Origin of the sequence: Sulfitobacter sp. 1A12056, from assembly GCF_043558125.1 — a bacterium.
GTDB classification, from domain to species: Bacteria; Pseudomonadota; Alphaproteobacteria; order Rhodobacterales; family Rhodobacteraceae; genus Sulfitobacter; species Sulfitobacter faviae.
The window spans coordinates 17183-32906 of the sequence record NZ_JBIFFY010000004.1 but is presented as its reverse complement, the minus strand read 5'-3'; the positions used below and the strand labels follow the sequence as shown (position 1 = coordinate 32906).

The 15724-nt window shown below is 64.3% G+C and carries 15 protein-coding genes; 9 read left to right on the top strand and 6 right to left on the bottom strand.

What is annotated here, in order from left to right; genetic code table 11:
• Positions 1-3 precede the first annotated feature (3 nt).
• Positions 4-1521: a YifB family Mg chelatase-like AAA ATPase gene (locus tag ACGYLD_RS09920; RefSeq protein WP_271692356.1), complete on the top strand. Its 1518-nt coding sequence runs from the start codon at positions 4-6 to the stop codon at positions 1519-1521.
• Here the strand turns inward: ACGYLD_RS09920 and ACGYLD_RS09915 are convergent.
• The 4 genes from ACGYLD_RS09915 to rsmI all read right to left on the bottom strand — a co-directional run bounded on the left by ACGYLD_RS09915 (position 1484) and on the right by rsmI (position 4717).
• The gene (locus ACGYLD_RS09915) at positions 1484-2401 is read right to left on the bottom strand and encodes an alpha/beta hydrolase (RefSeq protein ID WP_271692357.1); all 918 of its coding nucleotides are present in this window, start codon (positions 2399-2401) and stop codon (positions 1484-1486) included. The genes ACGYLD_RS09920 and ACGYLD_RS09915 overlap by 38 nt on opposite strands.
• Positions 2398-3333, bottom strand: a complete 936-nt coding sequence (gshB, locus tag ACGYLD_RS09910; RefSeq protein ID WP_271692358.1) for a glutathione synthase — start codon at positions 3331-3333, stop codon at positions 2398-2400. Before gshB ends, ACGYLD_RS09915 begins: the two co-directional genes overlap by 4 nt.
• A gap of 105 nt (positions 3334-3438) precedes the next feature.
• Entirely contained in the window at positions 3439-3837 is a 399-nt protein-coding gene (locus ACGYLD_RS09905) for a YraN family protein (protein WP_271693856.1), read from the bottom strand.
• Positions 3838-3859: 22 nt separating this feature from the next.
• The gene (rsmI, locus tag ACGYLD_RS09900; RefSeq protein ID WP_271692359.1) at positions 3860-4717 is read right to left on the bottom strand and encodes a 16S rRNA (cytidine(1402)-2'-O)-methyltransferase; all 858 of its coding nucleotides are present in this window, start codon (positions 4715-4717) and stop codon (positions 3860-3862) included.
• An 87-nt stretch (positions 4718-4804) separates the two neighbouring features.
• Between rsmI and ACGYLD_RS09895 the strand changes: the two genes are divergently transcribed.
• The 4 genes from ACGYLD_RS09895 (at position 4805) to murJ (ending at position 11095) form a co-directional block, all read left to right on the top strand.
• Complete coding sequence (locus ACGYLD_RS09895; protein WP_271688939.1) at positions 4805-5986, top strand: penicillin-binding protein activator; 1182 nt, start codon at positions 4805-4807, stop codon at positions 5984-5986.
• Between the two features lies 1 nt (position 5987).
• On the top strand, positions 5988-8768 hold the full coding sequence (locus tag ACGYLD_RS09890) for a [protein-PII] uridylyltransferase (RefSeq protein ID WP_271693857.1): 2781 nt from the start codon (positions 5988-5990) through the stop codon (positions 8766-8768).
• A 123-nt stretch (positions 8769-8891) separates the two neighbouring features.
• Positions 8892-9443: a CHAP domain-containing protein gene (locus ACGYLD_RS09885; RefSeq protein WP_271692360.1), complete on the top strand. Its 552-nt coding sequence runs from the start codon at positions 8892-8894 to the stop codon at positions 9441-9443.
• Positions 9444-9553: 110 nt separating this feature from the next.
• Positions 9554-11095 carry a murein biosynthesis integral membrane protein MurJ gene (murJ, locus tag ACGYLD_RS09880; RefSeq protein ID WP_271692361.1) on the top strand — a complete coding sequence of 514 codons (1542 nt, stop codon included), beginning with the start codon at positions 9554-9556 and terminating at the stop codon, positions 11093-11095.
• Here murJ and ACGYLD_RS09875 read toward each other — a convergent pair.
• Positions 11092-11778 carry a rhomboid family intramembrane serine protease gene (locus ACGYLD_RS09875; RefSeq protein WP_271692362.1) on the bottom strand — a complete coding sequence of 229 codons (687 nt, stop codon included), beginning with the start codon at positions 11776-11778 and terminating at the stop codon, positions 11092-11094. The genes murJ and ACGYLD_RS09875 overlap by 4 nt on opposite strands.
• Positions 11779-11853: 75 nt before the next feature.
• Between ACGYLD_RS09875 and trpS the strand changes: the two genes are divergently transcribed.
• The 4 genes from trpS to ACGYLD_RS09855 all read left to right on the top strand — a co-directional run bounded on the left by trpS (position 11854) and on the right by ACGYLD_RS09855 (position 15496).
• Positions 11854-12870 carry a tryptophan--tRNA ligase gene (gene trpS, locus ACGYLD_RS09870; RefSeq protein ID WP_209217007.1) on the top strand — a complete coding sequence of 339 codons (1017 nt, stop codon included), beginning with the start codon at positions 11854-11856 and terminating at the stop codon, positions 12868-12870.
• A 212-nt stretch (positions 12871-13082) separates the two neighbouring features.
• Positions 13083-14189: a class II histone deacetylase gene (locus ACGYLD_RS09865; RefSeq protein ID WP_271692363.1), complete on the top strand. Its 1107-nt coding sequence runs from the start codon at positions 13083-13085 to the stop codon at positions 14187-14189.
• 9 nt (positions 14190-14198) lie between these two features.
• Entirely contained in the window at positions 14199-14771 is a 573-nt protein-coding gene (locus tag ACGYLD_RS09860) for a nitroreductase family protein (RefSeq protein WP_394402374.1), read from the top strand.
• A complete protein-coding gene (locus tag ACGYLD_RS09855; protein ID WP_271692365.1) occupies positions 14762-15496 on the top strand; it encodes an EI24 domain-containing protein in 735 nt (244 codons plus the stop codon). The genes ACGYLD_RS09860 and ACGYLD_RS09855 overlap by 10 nt, the downstream gene beginning before the upstream one ends.
• Here the strand turns inward: ACGYLD_RS09855 and ACGYLD_RS09850 are convergent.
• Positions 15429-15722 carry a DUF1467 family protein gene (locus ACGYLD_RS09850; RefSeq protein ID WP_067261517.1) on the bottom strand — a complete coding sequence of 98 codons (294 nt, stop codon included), beginning with the start codon at positions 15720-15722 and terminating at the stop codon, positions 15429-15431. The two genes, ACGYLD_RS09855 and ACGYLD_RS09850, sit on opposite strands and share 68 nt — an antisense overlap.
• Positions 15723-15724: the final 2 nt, after the last annotated feature.

Below are 15724 nucleotides of genomic sequence, written 5' to 3'. Positions count from 1 at the left end.
GTAATGGTATCGCGGGCCTATACGGTCGCATTTCAAGGGGTCGACGCGCGCATCGTCGAGGTGCAATGCGCGGTCACCGCCGGGCTGCCGGGCTTTTCGATCGTCGGACTGGCGGACAAGGCCGTGTCGGAAGCCCGCGACCGGGTGCGCACGGCGCTCAGCGCCTTGGCCATCGCGCTGCCGTCCAAACGCATCACCGTCAACCTCTCCCCCGCCGACCTGCCCAAGGAAGGCAGCCATTTCGACCTGCCCATCGCGCTGGCGCTGCTCTCGGCCCTCGATATCCTGCCCGATGACATCACCCAGAATGTAGTGGCCTTGGGGGAGCTTTCGCTCGATGGGACACTGATGCCCGTGGTCGGCGCCCTGCCCGCCGCCATGGCCGCCGCCGCCGAGGACCGCAGCCTGCTCTGCCCCGCGGGGTCGGGGGCGGAGGCCGCATGGGTGGGCAAGACACAGGTCATCGCCGCCGCCAATCTGGGCGATGTGGTGCGCCACTACACTGGGCAAGTACCGATCGCCCCCGCCGAGCCGGGCGAGGTGCCCCTCACATTGGCGGGCCGCGACCTGCGCGAGGTTAAGGGCCAAGAACGCGCCAAACGCGCGTTGGAGATCGCCGCCGCCGGGCGGCATCACCTGATGCTGGTCGGCACGCCGGGGTCGGGCAAATCCATGCTGGCCGCGCGGCTGCCCGGCATCCTGCCGCCGCTGACGGCATCCGAGGCGCTGGAGACCTCAATGATCCACTCCCTCGCCGGGCTGCTGGATGAGGGCGGCATTTCCCGCAGCCGCCCTTTCCGCGAGCCGCATCACACGGCCTCCATGGCTGCGATCATCGGCGGCGGTCGGCAGGCGCGTCCGGGGGAGGCATCTCTGGCCCATAACGGCGTGCTGTTCATGGATGAGTTCCCCGAGTTCAACCGCACCGTCCTCGAAACCCTGCGCCAACCGATCGAGACCGGCGAGGTCATGATCGCGCGCGCCAATGCCCATGTGAAATACCCCTGCCGCTTTATGCTCGTCGCGGCGGCAAACCCCTGCAAATGCGGCTACCTGCCCGACCCGGCCCGCGCCTGCGCCCGTGTCCCGGCTTGCGGGGAAGACTATCTCGGGCGTATCTCCGGCCCGCTGATGGACCGGTTCGATCTGCGCGTCGACGTGCCGCCCGTCAGCTACAGCGACCTCAACCTGCCCGCCAACGGCGAGACCTCGGCCGAGGTCGCGGCAAGGGTCGCCGCCGCGCGGGCGCTTCAATCCACGCGCTACGCGCCGCATGACGGGATTTCGGCCAATGCTGATGCGGCGACTGACTTGCTTGAAACCGTCGTCAGCCCGGATGCCGAAGCACGCACGCTGCTTCTGCGCGCAGCAGAACGGTTTTCCCTGTCGGCGCGCGGGTATCACCGGGTCATGCGTGTCGCGCGCACCATCGCCGACCTCGCGGGGGAACCCGAGGTCCGCCGCCCCCATATGGCCGAGGCGATCAGTTTTCGCCTGCCCGATCCGACGGCAGGGCATTGATCCAATCGGCGAGGGCCGCAAGGCTCTGCCGCGCCTCGGGCAGGTGGTTCTGAAACAGCGGCCAGACATGCGGCAGGTCATGGAGCTCCTGCAAAGTGGTCGACACGCCCGCTTCGCGCAGACGGGCCGCCAATCGGCGGCTATCATCACGCAGGATTTCGCTGTCACTTACGGTGAGCCAGACGGGCGGTGCGCCTTTGAAATCCGCGAGAATGGGACTCGCCCGGGGGCTCTCCGCATCCTGCCCCTGAAGATAGAGCCGCGCCATTTCCGTCGCGCGGGCGGCGGGCAACAACACGTCGCTTTCGGCATTCTGAGTGAAACTCGGGCCTGAAAACGTCAGGTCCAACAAGGGGGAAAGCCCAAAGGCGCCAGCAGGCAGCGCCACCCCCTCGCGGCAAAGCTGCGCCAAAAGATCGAAAACCAGCGCGCCGCCCGCGCTGTCGCCGCCAATCACGATGTCCCCCGCGGCGATGCCCATTTGACACAGCGCATCCCACGCCGCGCGAATGTCTTGCGCAGGTTTGGGAAAGGCCGCTTCCGGCACGCGCGCATAGCGCGGCAGCACCGCCCGCGCGCCAGTCAGCAGAGATAGGCGCGCGACCATCGCCCGGTGCGTCGCCGGGCTGCCAAACACGAACCCGCCGCCATGAACGTAGAGGATCACACGCCCTTGCGAGGCCTGAGGCGGCGTAAGCCAAAGCGCCGATCCCGCCCCCGGCAGATCACGCCATTCCGCATGCACCTCGCGCGGCCCGTTGAAAAAGAGCCGCGCTTGCATCTCCATCGTGGCCCGCAGGAATTGCGGGTTTGCATGCGCCAGCAAAGGTTTCTCTGTCAGACGCAGGTAGCGGTTCAGAAGATGCTGGCGCAGGCTCACCCGCGCTTGGCCTCGATCGCCTCCCAGATTTTTCCGGCGATATTCTCGCCATCGAACCGTTCCATCTCTTGAATGCCGGTGGGAGAGGTCACGTTGATCTCGGTCAGATAATCACCGATCACATCGATCCCGACAAAGATTTGGCCCTTTTCTTTAAGCAATGGCCCGATGGCGGCGCAGATCTCCAGATCGCGCTCGGTCAACCCGACCTTCTCAGGCCGCCCGCCGACATGCATGTTCGACCGCGTCTCGCCCTCCGCCGGGACGCGGTTGATCGCGCCCACCGGCTCCCCGTCCACGAGGATGACGCGCTTGTCACCCTTGGACACGGCAGGCAGGAATTTCTGAACGATCAGCGGCTCACGCGAGAAACCGGTGAACAATTCATGCAGGGAGGTGAGGTTGCGGTCGTTGGCATCCAGCCGGAACACACCGGCCCCGCCATTGCCGTAAAGCGGTTTCAGAATCACATCGCCATGCTTCGCCTTAAAGGCTTTGATGGTCGAAAGATCACGCGCAATCGTGGTGGGCGGCGTCAGATCGGGAAAGTCGAGCACCAGAAGTTTTTCGGGGTAATTGCGGACCCAAAAGGGATCGTTGACCACTAAGGTGGTTTCTTTCAGCCGGTCCAGCAGGTGGGTCGAGGTGATGTAATGCATGTCGAAAGGCGGGTCTTGGCGCAGCCAGACCACGTCGAAATCCGCCAAATCGACCTCGCGCTCTTCTCCGAACCGGGCGTGATCGCCCTGCACGCGCTGCACGGTAAAGTCATAACCCCGCGCGGTGATCCGCCCCTCTTGGTACGCCAGATGATCGGGCGTGTAGAAGAACAGCTCATGCCCCCGCGCCTGCGCCTCTTCGGCCAGCCGAAAGCTGCTGTCGGCATTGATGTTCACGTCCCCGATCGGGTCCATTTGAAAGGCGATTTTCATCGGCGTCCCCCGCTGCTTACCTTTGTCGTGATCCGACCCGGACCGACGGTGCAGGCTTCTGGGATCGCTTCTTAGATGGCGCAGCAGGGGCCTATGCGCAATGGGTTAGCCGTGGCCAAAGGCGTTTTCGATGATTTCGGTGGCCCCCTGCCCATCGACAAGCGCCACGTCAAAGCGCACCTCGGTCAGGCTTCCTGCAGGTTCGCCAGCAAGAAATTCCTCGGCGGAGCGGTAGATGCGCTGCATCTGTCGGGCAGAAAGGCTTTCGGCGGCCCGTGCGAAACTACGGCTTTGTTTCACCTCGACAAAGATCAAGGCAGCCCCATCGCGCAGGATCAAATCAATTTCACCAGCGCGGCCCCGCCAACGGCGGCGCGCGATGGCAAAACCGCGCCTTTCATAGTCTTGCGCGATGCGGTTCTCGGCAGCGATCCCGGCGTGATAGGCCATGCGCCCCCGTTGGCGCTTGGTCGCAGTTCGTATCCCCGTATCACCCTGCACCATTTTCATTGCTCCGACCCATGTTCTAACCTTTGCCGAGCGCCAATGCCGCTTGATAGACCTGCCGCCGCGGCAGGCCATGGGCCTGCGCCACCAAATCGACAGCGTCACGCATCGACATATCTGTAAGCGCCCGTTGCAAATCTGTTTCTAGGTCAAGGTGATTAACAGAGTCTGAACGGCTGCGATCAATCAGCACCACCACTTCGCCTTTCGGAGCCTTCGCTTGATAAAGCTCGGCGAGGTTTTCTAGGGTATCGCGCTGAATCTCTTCGAATTTCTTGGTCAACTCCCGGCACATTGCCGCTTTGCGCCCCGCGCCCAGTGCGGTTGCCGCATCGCGCAGCATGGCGCCGAGCCGTTTGGGCGATTCGTAGAAAACTAGTGTCCCCGGCACGTCGCGCAGCTTTTCCAGCGCCGCGATGCGTGCCGATTTACTATTGGGCAGGAAGCCCGCAAAGAAAAATGCATCCGTCGGCAGGGCGCCCAAGGCCAGCGCGGTCAGCACGGCCGATGGTCCCGGCGCGCAGGTCTGCATCACGCCCGCTTCGGCTGCGGCGCGGCTTAATTCAAACCCCGGATCGGCGATCAGCGGCATGCCCGCCTCTGACGCATAGGCGACTGATTTGCCCTCGCAGATGGCCGCGATCAGCCGCTCTTGCACCGATGTACCGCTGTGATCGTGCAGCGCCAGCACCTTGCGCCCATCAAGCGGCACCCCATGAATTTCCATCAGCCGCCGCAGGCTGCGCGTGTCCTCTGCCGCCAGCAGATCCGCCGAGGCCAGCGTGTCGAGCGCGCGCAGCGTGATATCGCGTGCGGTGCCGATGGGGACGCCCACGAAATAAAGTCCCGGGGCTAGCTCTGTCTTGTCAAATTTCAACGCTGGACCCGCCTTTCGCAGTCACTATGATCGCGGCCATGTTCCGGCGACCATCGTCGTCTTGCCACCACCGGGGAGTGAATACAAATGATTGCCTGTTTCCGCGCCATCCGCAAGAAGATGCACCTGCTCTTGCTGCCGCTCTTCGCGGTCCTGCTGGCGGCCTGTCAGCCTGTCGCCACGGGCGGCGCCAATTCCGGCGGCCCGCGCATTGACCCTGCGGCCCCCGTCCCCGTGGCGCTCTTGGTTCCGCGGGGCGGCACGGCCGGTGATGAGTTGCTGGCCAAGAACCTCGAAAACGCCGCGCGTCTTGCGATGCGCGATCTGGATGGCGTCCAGATCGACCTGCGCGTTTATGGCACCGCAGGCAATGCCAGCACAGCCGCATCCGTCGCTGCGCAGGCGGTGAATGAAGGGGCCAAGATCATCCTTGGCCCCGTTTACGGCGAAGCGGCCAATGCGGCTGGGGTGGCCGTGGCCTCCTCCGGGGTCAACGTGATCTCCTTCTCGAACAACCCAACCATCGCGGGCGGCAATGTTTTCGTGCTTGGGCCGACTTTTGCCAATACCGCCAACCGGTTGGTGAGCTTTGCCAAGCGCAACGGCAAAGACAAAATGGTCGTGCTGCATGGTCAGGACCTTGCCGGACAGTTGGGCCGTGACGCGATCGTTCAGGCGATCAGCGCCAATGGCGCGACGCTGGCAGGCACCGTCGATTACGCGCTGAGCCAAGAGTCGGTCGTGGCCGCCGTGCCGCGCGTCAAAGCGACCATCGAAGGCAGCGGCGCCAATGCGCTCTTCCTCACCACCTCCTCGGCCAGTGCTCTGCCGCTCTTCGCGCAGCTTCTGCCCGAGGCTGGTATCCAATCGGCCACCACGCAATATGTCGGCCTGACCCGTTGGGACATCCCCGCCCAAACGCTGGAACTGCCCGGCGTTCAGGGCGGCTGGTTCGCCCTGCCCGACAGGGCGGCGAGCGGTGCCTTCTCCAACCGTTACACCGCGGCCTATGGCAGTGATCCGCACCCTCTGGCCGGGCTGGCATTTGACGGGATCGCGGCGATCGGCTCCTTGGTGAAGGGCGGCAAATCCAACGCGCTTTCCGGGGCCGCGCTGACCCAAGGGGCGGGCTTCCAAGGCGCCAGCGGCATCTTCCGCCTGCGCCGCGATGGCACCAACGAACGCGCCTTGGCCGTGGCCACGATCCGCGACAACCGCGTCGTCGTGCTAGACCCGGCACCGCGCGGCTTTGGCGGAGCTGGTTTCTGAATTGGACCTCGCGAAACCGACAACAACATCAGGCGCGCGTCGACACCCGCGCCTGATTTGCGCGCCCGAGCAAATCTTTGACGACACGGCCATCTGGCAGGCCCTCGCCCAGCGCGACAGCACGCTGGAGGGCGCGGCCCTCAGGGCCGAGATCGTTCCCCTGATCCAAGAAGCCCAGCAGGCGGGCCGCAAGGCCATCGCGGCGGGCTTTGCTGAATCGCCCTTCGACGCGCGGGCGATGACCTCTTCCTACACCTATCTCACCGACCAACTGCTGCGCTGCGTCTTGCAGATTGCCACGCAGGTGCTGCACCCCAACCCGAACCCGACCGAGGGTGAACGGCTCGCCATGATTGGCGTCGGCGGCTATGGCCGGGGAGAGATGGCGCCCTTTTCCGATGTCGATCTGCTGTTCCTCATTCCCTACAAGGCCACCGCATGGTCGGAGAGCGTGATCGAATCGATGCTCTACATCCTGTGGGATTTGAAGCTGAAGGTCGGCCACGCCACGCGCACCTTCGAAGACTGCCTGCGGCTGGGAGCGGATGATTTCACCATTCAGACCGCCCTGCTGGAAAACCGTTTCATCGACGGCGATGTGATCCTTGCGCAAGAGCTTTCCGAACGGCTCAAGAACGAACTTTTCTCAGGCGCGGGAAAGGATTTCATCGAAGCGAAACTTGAAGAGCGCGACAACCGCCACCTGAAACAGGGTGAGCGCTATATGGTCGAGCCCAACGTCAAAGAAGGCAAAGGCGGGCTGCGCGATCTGCATTCGCTGTTCTGGATCGCCAAGTTCATCCATGACGTCGACCGGGTCGCGGATCTGGTCGATCTCGGCGTCTTCCGCGCCGATGAATACGACACTTTCCGCGAGGCCGAGGCCTTTCTCTGGGCCGTGCGCGGGCACCTTCACCTGATCGCGGGACGTGCGACGGAACAGTTGACCTTCGACATGCAGGTGCAGGTCGCTCAAGCCATGGGCTATCAGGATATCGGGGGCCGGCGGGGCGTCGAGATCTTCATGCAGGCCTATTTCCGCCATGCCACCGCGGTGGGGGATCTGACCCGTATCTTCGTCAGCGGGCTAGAGGCGTCGCATATGAAGGCCGAGCCGCTGCTGGAACGCATCTTCCGCCGCCGCCCGAAAATCCGCGAAGGGTTTCAGGTGGTCCACAACCGCATCGCGGTGAAGGACGACGAAGAGTTTCTGCAAGACAAGCTGAACCTGTTGCGCATCTTTGAAGAGGCGCTGCGCACGGGGATGTTGATCCACCCCGATGCGATGCGTCTGATCAAGGCAAACCTCGCGCTGATCGACGATGACATGCGTCGCACGCCCGAGGCGCGCCGCATCTTCCTTGATCTGCTGCTGAAACACGGCAATCCCGAACGCTCCCTGCGGCGGATGAACGAATTGGGCGTCTTGGGCGCCTTCATCCCTGAGTTCGAGCCGATCGTCGCGATGATGCAGTTCAACATGTATCATTCCTACACCGTCGACGAACACACCATCCAATGTATCGCCAACCTCGCCCGGATTGAGAAGGGCGAGCTGGAAGAGGAATTGCCCGTTGCCTCTTCGATCCTGAAACGTGGGGTGAACCGCAAGGTGCTCTATGTGGCCCTGCTGCTGCATGACATCGGAAAGGGGCGGCCCGAGGACCATTCCATCATCGGCGCGAAACTGGCACGGCGCATTGGCCCGCGGCTGGGGCTGAAACGCGATGAGGTCGACACGGTGGAATGGCTGGTGCGCTATCACTTGCTGATGTCCGACATGGCCCAGAAACGCGACATCGCCGATCCGCGCACGGTGCGTGACTTTGCCAAGGCAGTGCAGACGGTCAAACGGCTCGACCTGCTCTGCGTGCTGACGGTCTGCGACATTCGCGGCGTCGGGCCGAACACGTGGAACAATTGGAAAGCGGTGCTGATCCGCGCGCTCTATCGCCAGACCGAGCGGGCGCTGGAAACCGGGCTCGAAGACCTCAACCGCGAAAACCGAGGCGCGGAGGCCAAGAAAGCCCTGCGCGCCGCGCTCTCCGATTGGCCGCGCAAACACCTGCAACGCGAGACGGCCCGCCATTATCCGCCCTATTGGCAGGGTCTGCATGTCACCGCGCATGTCGCCTTTGCGGAACTGCTGCGCGACATCGGCAATGACGATATCCGCATTGATCTGCACCCCGACGAAGACCGCGGTGCGACGCGGGCCTGTTTCGTCATGGCCGATCACCCCGGCATCTTTGCCCGGCTTGCAGGCGCGCTGGCGCTGGTCGGCGCCAATGTGGTGGATGCGCGCAGCTACACGACGAAGGACGGTTTCGTAACTGACGCTTTCTGGATTCAGGACAGCGAAGATCAGCCCTATGAGGCCAGCCGCCTGCCGCGGCTGCGCGAGATGATCCTCAAGACCCTGCGCGGTGAGATCGTTGCCCGCGACGCGCTGAAATCCCGCGACAAGGTCAAGAAGCGCGAGCGCGCTTTCAAAGTGCCCACACATATCACCTTCGACAACGAAGGTTCGGAAATCTACACGATCATCGAGGTCGACACCCGCGACCGGCCCGGTCTGCTCTATGATCTGACGCGCACCTTGGCGGCCTCCAACGTCTATATCGCCAATGCGGTGATCGCGACCTATGGCGAACAGGTGGTCGATACTTTCTACGTCAAGGATATGTTCGGCCTGAAATACTATACCGAGGCCAAGCAGCGCACCTTGGAGAAACGCCTGCGCGAAGCGATTGCCGCAGGGGTGGAGCGGGCGGAGGGCTAGCCCCCGCCTCCGCCTCATCGGCGGGTTTCCGCCAGCCGCTCTTTGGTCGCTTTGCTTTGCGCATCAGATCCTCAAAATCCCTGCAACCCGCCGCTGAGACGGGATTCCATGAATGAGGGACATATGAGCGTGACACGCGCCGCACCGCCGAACCGGGGCCTGATGGCCCTTTGCGCCACACTTCTTCTCACGGCAGCCTGCGCCAATGCGCCTGACCTCCCGCAGACCTATGATTTCGGCGGCATCGATCCCCAGCGGCATTTCATGGCCGTGCAGACCGCCAAAGACATGCGCGCCAAGGGCCAGCGCGTTTGGTGCGTGCCCTTCGCCCGCAATGTCAGCGGCATCCAGATTCGCGGCAATGCGGAGACATGGTGGGGCAAGGCCAAGGGGCTTTACCCGCGCGGCGATGATCCCGTCGTCGGTGCTGTGATGGCCTTCAGCGCCACCCGCTCCATGCCGATGGGCCATATCGCTGTGGTTTCCGATATCGTCTCACCCCGCGAAATCCGGGTGGATCACGCCAATTGGAAGCGCAACGAAGTGTCGCTGAAAATGGCCGTGATTGACGTGTCCGACGACAACGACTGGTCCGCCGTCCGCTTGGAAAGCCAGCCCGGCGCCTTTGGCAGCACCTATCCGATCAACGGGTTCATCTACCCCACGGGGGGATAAGCGCCGGCTTGCCAAAGCGGCGGGCGGGGCCATTCAGCACCGCTCACCGCGATTGCACCGGATGAGCGCCCGCGCTAGGGATCACCGCAGCGCAATTTAAGGCTCCTCCGATGAAACCTATCCGTCTTATGTCCGGCTTTTTCACTGTCGGGGTCTGGACCCTGCTGAGCCGTGTGCTTGGCTTCCTGCGCGAAGTGCTGCTGCTGTCGCTCATCGGGCCCGGCCCTGTCATGGACGCTTTCGTCGCCGCCTTTCGCCTGCCCAATATGTTCCGCCGCTTCTTTGCCGAGGGCGCGTTCAACGCGGCCTTCGTGCCGATGTTCGCCAAAAAGCTGGAGGGGGAGGAAGGCGCCGGGACATTCGCCCGCGATGCGTTTAACGGCCTATCGTTGGCGGTGCTGGCGCTGACCGCTTTGGGCATGATTTTCATGCCCGGTCTGGTCTGGCTGACTGCCGAAGGTTTCGTCGGAGACCCGCGCTTTGACATGACGGTCGCCTTTGGCCGCATCGCCTTTCCCTATATCCTCTGCATGTCGCTCTCGGCGCTGTTCTCAGGCATCCTCAACGCCACCGGGCGCTTTGCCGTGGCCGCCGCAGCACCGGTGCTCTTGAACATCTTCGTCATCGCCGCCATGACCTTTGCCGCGCTTACCGGGGGCGAAGTGGCGCTTTGGCTGATCTGGTCGATCCCCGTCGCCGGTGTGGCACAGCTGGCGCTGACATGGCGCGCCGCGGCCCAAGCGGGTTTCCCGCTGCGCCCCTCCCGCCCGCGCTGGACCCCCGACATGCGCGCGATGATCGTCATTGCCCTGCCCGCTGCGCTGGCCTCGGGCGTGATGCAGATCAACCTCGTGGTCGGGCAATTGGTGGCCAGCCAATATGACAAGGCCGTCTCATGGCTCTTCGCCGCCGACCGCCTTTATCAACTGCCCTTAGGCGTGGTGGGCATCGCCGTGGGCATCGTGCTGCTGCCCGACCTGTCGCGCCGCCTGCGGGCCGGAGACGACGCAGGCGCGCAAACCGCGCTCAGCCGCGCCGCCGAGATTTCGCTGGCGCTGACGATCCCCTCGTCGGTCGCGCTGATCGTGATCCCCTTCGCGCTGGTCACCGTGCTGTTCGAGCGCGGCGCCTCGGGCGTCGATGACACCGCCGCGATTGCCACGGCGGTAATGGTTTACGGCCTCGGCCTGCCCTCCTTCGTGCTGCAAAAAATCCTGCAACCGGTCTATTTCGCGCGCGAAGACACCCGCCGCCCCTTCCATTTCGCTGTGATCGCCATGGTGGTGAACGCAGCGCTCGCCATCGGCCTTGCCCCCTTCATCGGCTGGATCGCCCCGGCGGTCGCCACGACGCTGGCGGGCTGGGCGATGTTTGCCTGCCTCGCCATCGGCGCACGGCGCTTTGGCGACGCCGTTAAATTCGACGCGCGGTTTCACAAACGCATCTGGCGCATCCTCATCGCCTCTGTCGCCATGGGCGGCGCGCTCTGGCTGGGCAATGCTGCGCTGCAACCGATGCTTGGCCTGCCGTGGTGGCGCGGGCTGGCGCTGGTGCTGCTGCTTATCATCGCGGCACTCAGCTACTTCGGTGTCGGCCAGCTGATCGGCGCATTCCGCCTGTCGGAGTTCAAATCGGCAATGCGGCGCGGTTAACGCTGCTGCAACCGCGCCCGCAGTCGCGCCCATTCCCCGGGCGCGACCAGAAAGCTCAGCCCGAAACCACAGATGAACCCGGCCAGTTCCGCCACCCAGAGAAAGCCAGTCTCGAAAAACATACCCCAGAACAGCTGCAACCCCATCAGCAGCCCGATCAGCGTAAAGGCCTGATACTGCGGCCCGCCCGAGCCCAGCAACCGCCGCCACATCACGAAACTATAGCCGCCGATCAGCCCGTAAACATTGGGATAGGCCCCGGCGAGCCAAACCGGATCGTTCAATAGCGCGCCGTAAACCAACGCCCCGCCAATGCCCGACAGCACGAAGATCACCAGAAAGGCCAGTTGCCCCATCGCCTCGGCCACCATCTTGCCCAGAGCCAATAGCAGCACCACGGCAAAGATCGCATGGGTAAAGCCCAGATGGATGAAGGGGTAAGTCACCACCCGCCAGATATGTTCGATCGGGTACTGGCCTGCCCCGATCATCGCGTCAAAGATCAGCCCCGAAAAGCCAAAGTCGCGCACCAGCGCTAGTCGCCAGCCTACGGCAGCGGGGCCACCCACCAGCCCGGCCTCGGCCAAAGAGAGCACCACCTCGACCCCGGCGATGGCCAGAAACAGAATGACAACCGCGGGCGGCAGCGGGTTCACGGGGGGCTGGAGGTCTGGGTCTTGCATGGGCGCTCCTTGACGGGGTTCGCGGCCAGAAGTAAGCCTGCCGCGCAAGACTTTCCAGCCCAGAGGTGCCTCCAGATGTCCGAGACCCAATTCACCCCGCGCGTGTTTTCCGGCATTCAGCCCTCGGGCGACCTGCATCTGGGCAACTACCTCGGCGCGCTGAAACGGTTCGCCGATGCGCAGGAAAAGGGCGTGCAATCGATCTACTGCATGGTGGACCTGCATGCGATCACGGTCTGGCAAGACCCGGCGGACCTGAAGAAAAGCACCCGCGAGCTCTGCGCCGGTTTCATCGCCTCGGGCATCGACCCTGAAAAATCCATCCTAATCAACCAAAGCCAAGTGCCTGAGCACGCGCAGCTGGCTTGGGTCTTCAACTGCGTCGCGCGCATGGGCTGGATGGGGCGCATGACCCAGTGGAAGGACAAGGCCGGCAAAAACGCCGAAGCCGCTTCGCTGGGCCTTTTCGCCTACCCCGCGCTGATGGCCGCCGACATCCTGATCTACCACGCCACCCATGTGCCGGTGGGCGAGGACCAGAAACAGCACCTTGAGCTGACCCGCGACATCGCCGCGAAGTTCAACCACGACTACGGCGTCGACTTCTTCCCGCTCACCGAACCGGTGATCGAAGGCGCGGCCACCCGCGTCATGTCCCTGCGCGACGGGTCCAAGAAAATGTCGAAGTCCGACCCCTCGCCCGCGAGCCGCATTAACCTGACCGACGATGCCGACACGATCGCCAAGAAGTTCCGCAAGGCCAAGACCGACCCCGACGCCCTCCCGTCCGAGGCTGAGGGCCTGAAGGACCGCCCCGAGGCGCGCAACCTCGTGAACATCTACGCCGCCCTCAGCGACCAATCCGTCGATCAGGTGCTGGCGGAAGTCGGCGGCCAGCAATTCGGCACCTTCAAGCCTGCGCTGGCGGAACTGGCCGTCTCCAGAATGGGCCCGATCACCGCCGAAATGCAGCGCCTGATGGCCGACCCGGCCGAGATCGACCGCATCCTCGCCCGCGGTGCGGAACAAGCGCGCGAGATCACCGCCCCGATCCTCAAACGCACCTATGAGATCGTCGGCATGGTCGGCTAACCACCAAAACCCCTAGCGCCCCCCAAAGGCGCTAGGGCCACCCCAAGCCCTACGATTTCCACCCAAAGCGCCCCCCCTCCCCCCCTTCATCCTTTCTCAAATACCAAATCCCGCACCCACCTCACGCGCCACCGCCCGCGTGAGCCCCCCGCGCCATGGACAATCCCGCCGCCCTGCGCCACCTTCCCCGCAAGGATGAAGGGGAGCACAAGATGACCACAGGTTTTTTCTGGGACGAACGCTGCTTTTGGCACGCAGGGGGCAACTACGTCTTTACCATGCCGGTGGGCGGGCTGGTGCAGCCCCTCGCCGCCGGGGGCCTGCCGGAAAACCCCGAGACCAAGCGCCGGATGAAGAACCTGATGGAGGTGACCGGGCTCTTCGCCGAACTCGACACCCGCAACGCTGCCCCCGCCAGCCGTGAGGCCTTGGCGCGGGTGCATCCCGAAACCTATCTTGATGACTTCAAACGCCTCTCGGATGCGGGAGGTGGTGAGTTGGGCCATGCGGTGCCCTTCGCCCGTGGCGGCTATGAACTGGCGGCGCTCTCTGCCGGGCTGTCCATCGCCGCCGTCGATGCCGTGGCGCGGGGCGAGCTTCAGAACGCCTATGCCCTCAGCCGCCCGCCGGGGCACCACTGCCTGCCGGACCTGCCCAACGGTTTCTGCCTTCTCGCCAATATCGCCATCGCCATTGAGGCCGCGCAGGCCAAGGGGCTGGCAAAGCGCGTCGTTGTGCTGGATTGGGACGTGCATCACGGCAATGGGACCGAGGCGATCTATTATGACCGCGATGACGTGCTGACCATCTCGCTCCACCAAGAGGGGAATTACCCCATCGACACCGGCGGCCTGACGGAGCGCGGACGCGGGGCGGGCGAAGGCTATAACATCAACCTGCCGATGCACGCAGGCTCGGGCCATACCGCCTATCTTCATGCGATGGACCGCGTTGTGATCCCGGCGATCGAGGCTTTCGCCCCCGACATGATCATCGTCGCCTGCGGCTATGACGCGGCGATCATCGACCCGCTGGCGCGAATGCAGGCCACCGCCGAAACCTTTGCCGAGATGACCAAACGCATCCGCAGCACCGCCGAGCGGCTTTGCGATGGCAAGCTGGTGCTGGTGCATGAGGGCGGCTATTCCGAGGCCTATGTCCCCTTCTGCGGCCATGCCACCATCGCCGCGCTGAGCGGCAGCGCGATTGACGCGCCGGACCCGATGGCGCGGTCGCTGAATGCGCGCCAACCCTCGCCCGCCTTTGATGCCTTCCTCCGCCAGTCGATTGACGATATGGCGCAGCAACTGGACCTGTGAGAGACCCCGATGCCCGTAGCTGATCCTTCCGCCCTCGCCTTTTTGCAAAACCGCCGCTCGCGCCCGGCCAAGACGCTGGGCCTGCCGGTGCCCGATGCCGAGGCCCTGCGCCCGCTTCTGACCGCCGCTGCGCGCACGCCGGATCATGGCAAGTTGGAGCCCTGGCGTTTCGTGGTCATCGACCGTGCCGCGATGGCGCGTTTGGCAGGTGTGGTAGAGACACGCGGCGCGGCGCTTGGCCTTGGGGCCGAGGATATCGCCAAGGGGCGTGGCCAGTTCGATCAGGGCAACCTTGCCGTGGCGGTGATCGAGGTGCAAAAGCCCTCTCCCAAAATTCCGCCGCTGGAGCAGACCTATTCCGCCGGGGCGGTTTGCCTCGCGCTTCTGAATGCCGCCCTCGCCGCAGGCTGGGGCGCCAATTGGCTGAGCGGTTGGCCCGCCCATGACCGGGGCTTTATGGAAGAGGGCTTGGCCCTCGCCCCGCATGAGCGCATCGCGGGCATCATTCACATCGGCACCGAAACCACCGCCCCGCCGGAGCGTCCGCGCCCGGACATCGACGGGATCACCACATGGCTGTAAACGCGATCCTCAGGTCATTCACCCGCGCGCTTGGCCAATTGGGCGATGCGCGCTTTCGCAAGGTGGTGCTCTTGGGCGTGGGCCTGTCGCTGGCGCTGCTGATCGCGGCCACAGCGGGCTTTGCCTATCTGGTGGATTGGGTCACCCCCGAAGACGCTTGGCTGCCCGTGCTGGGCGAGGTCAACTGGCTCGACGATCTGCTGAGCTGGAGCGCGCTGATCCTGCTCATGGTGCTTTCGGTCTTCCTGATGGTGCCCGTGGCCTCGGCGATCACCTCGATGTTTCTCGATGAGGTGGCAGATGCGGTGGAAGAGGTGCACTACCCGCACTTGCCCCCCGCGAACCAAGTCGGCATGGGCGACGCCATCCGCGACACGGTCAATTTCATGGGCGTGTTGGTAGGGGCGAACCTGCTGGCGCTGGTGCTCTACCTGCTCTTCGCCCCGGCGGCGCTGTTCATCTTCTGGGGGCTGAACGGGTTTCTGCTGGGGCGGGAGTATTTCACCCTCGCCGCGCTGCGCCGCCACGGGCGGGACGAGACCAAGCGCCTGCGTCGCCGCCATGCGGGCACGATCTGGATGGCCGGGGTGCTGATGGCGGTGCCGCTTTCGGTGCCGCTGCTGAACCTGCTGATCCCGATCCTAGGGGCGGCGACCTTTACCCACCTGTACCATGCGTTGGTGCCGCATTCGGATGCAGCCAGCCTTCGATATCCGCCACGCTGATCCAGCCCGACAGAATGATCGTCGCGCTGATCGCCCAGATGATCGCGGCGACCAGCGTGGTCCACAGCGCCTTGCGGCCCAGATGATGCTGCTCGGGCGCGCCCGCATGGGTGCCCGGCACCACCTCGCCCGCGTCGCCTTGGGTTTGCACCCGGATCGGCAGGGCGATCAGAAATGTCATCGACCAGATGACGGCAAAGAGGACGAGCCCCGAAACGATACCCATGA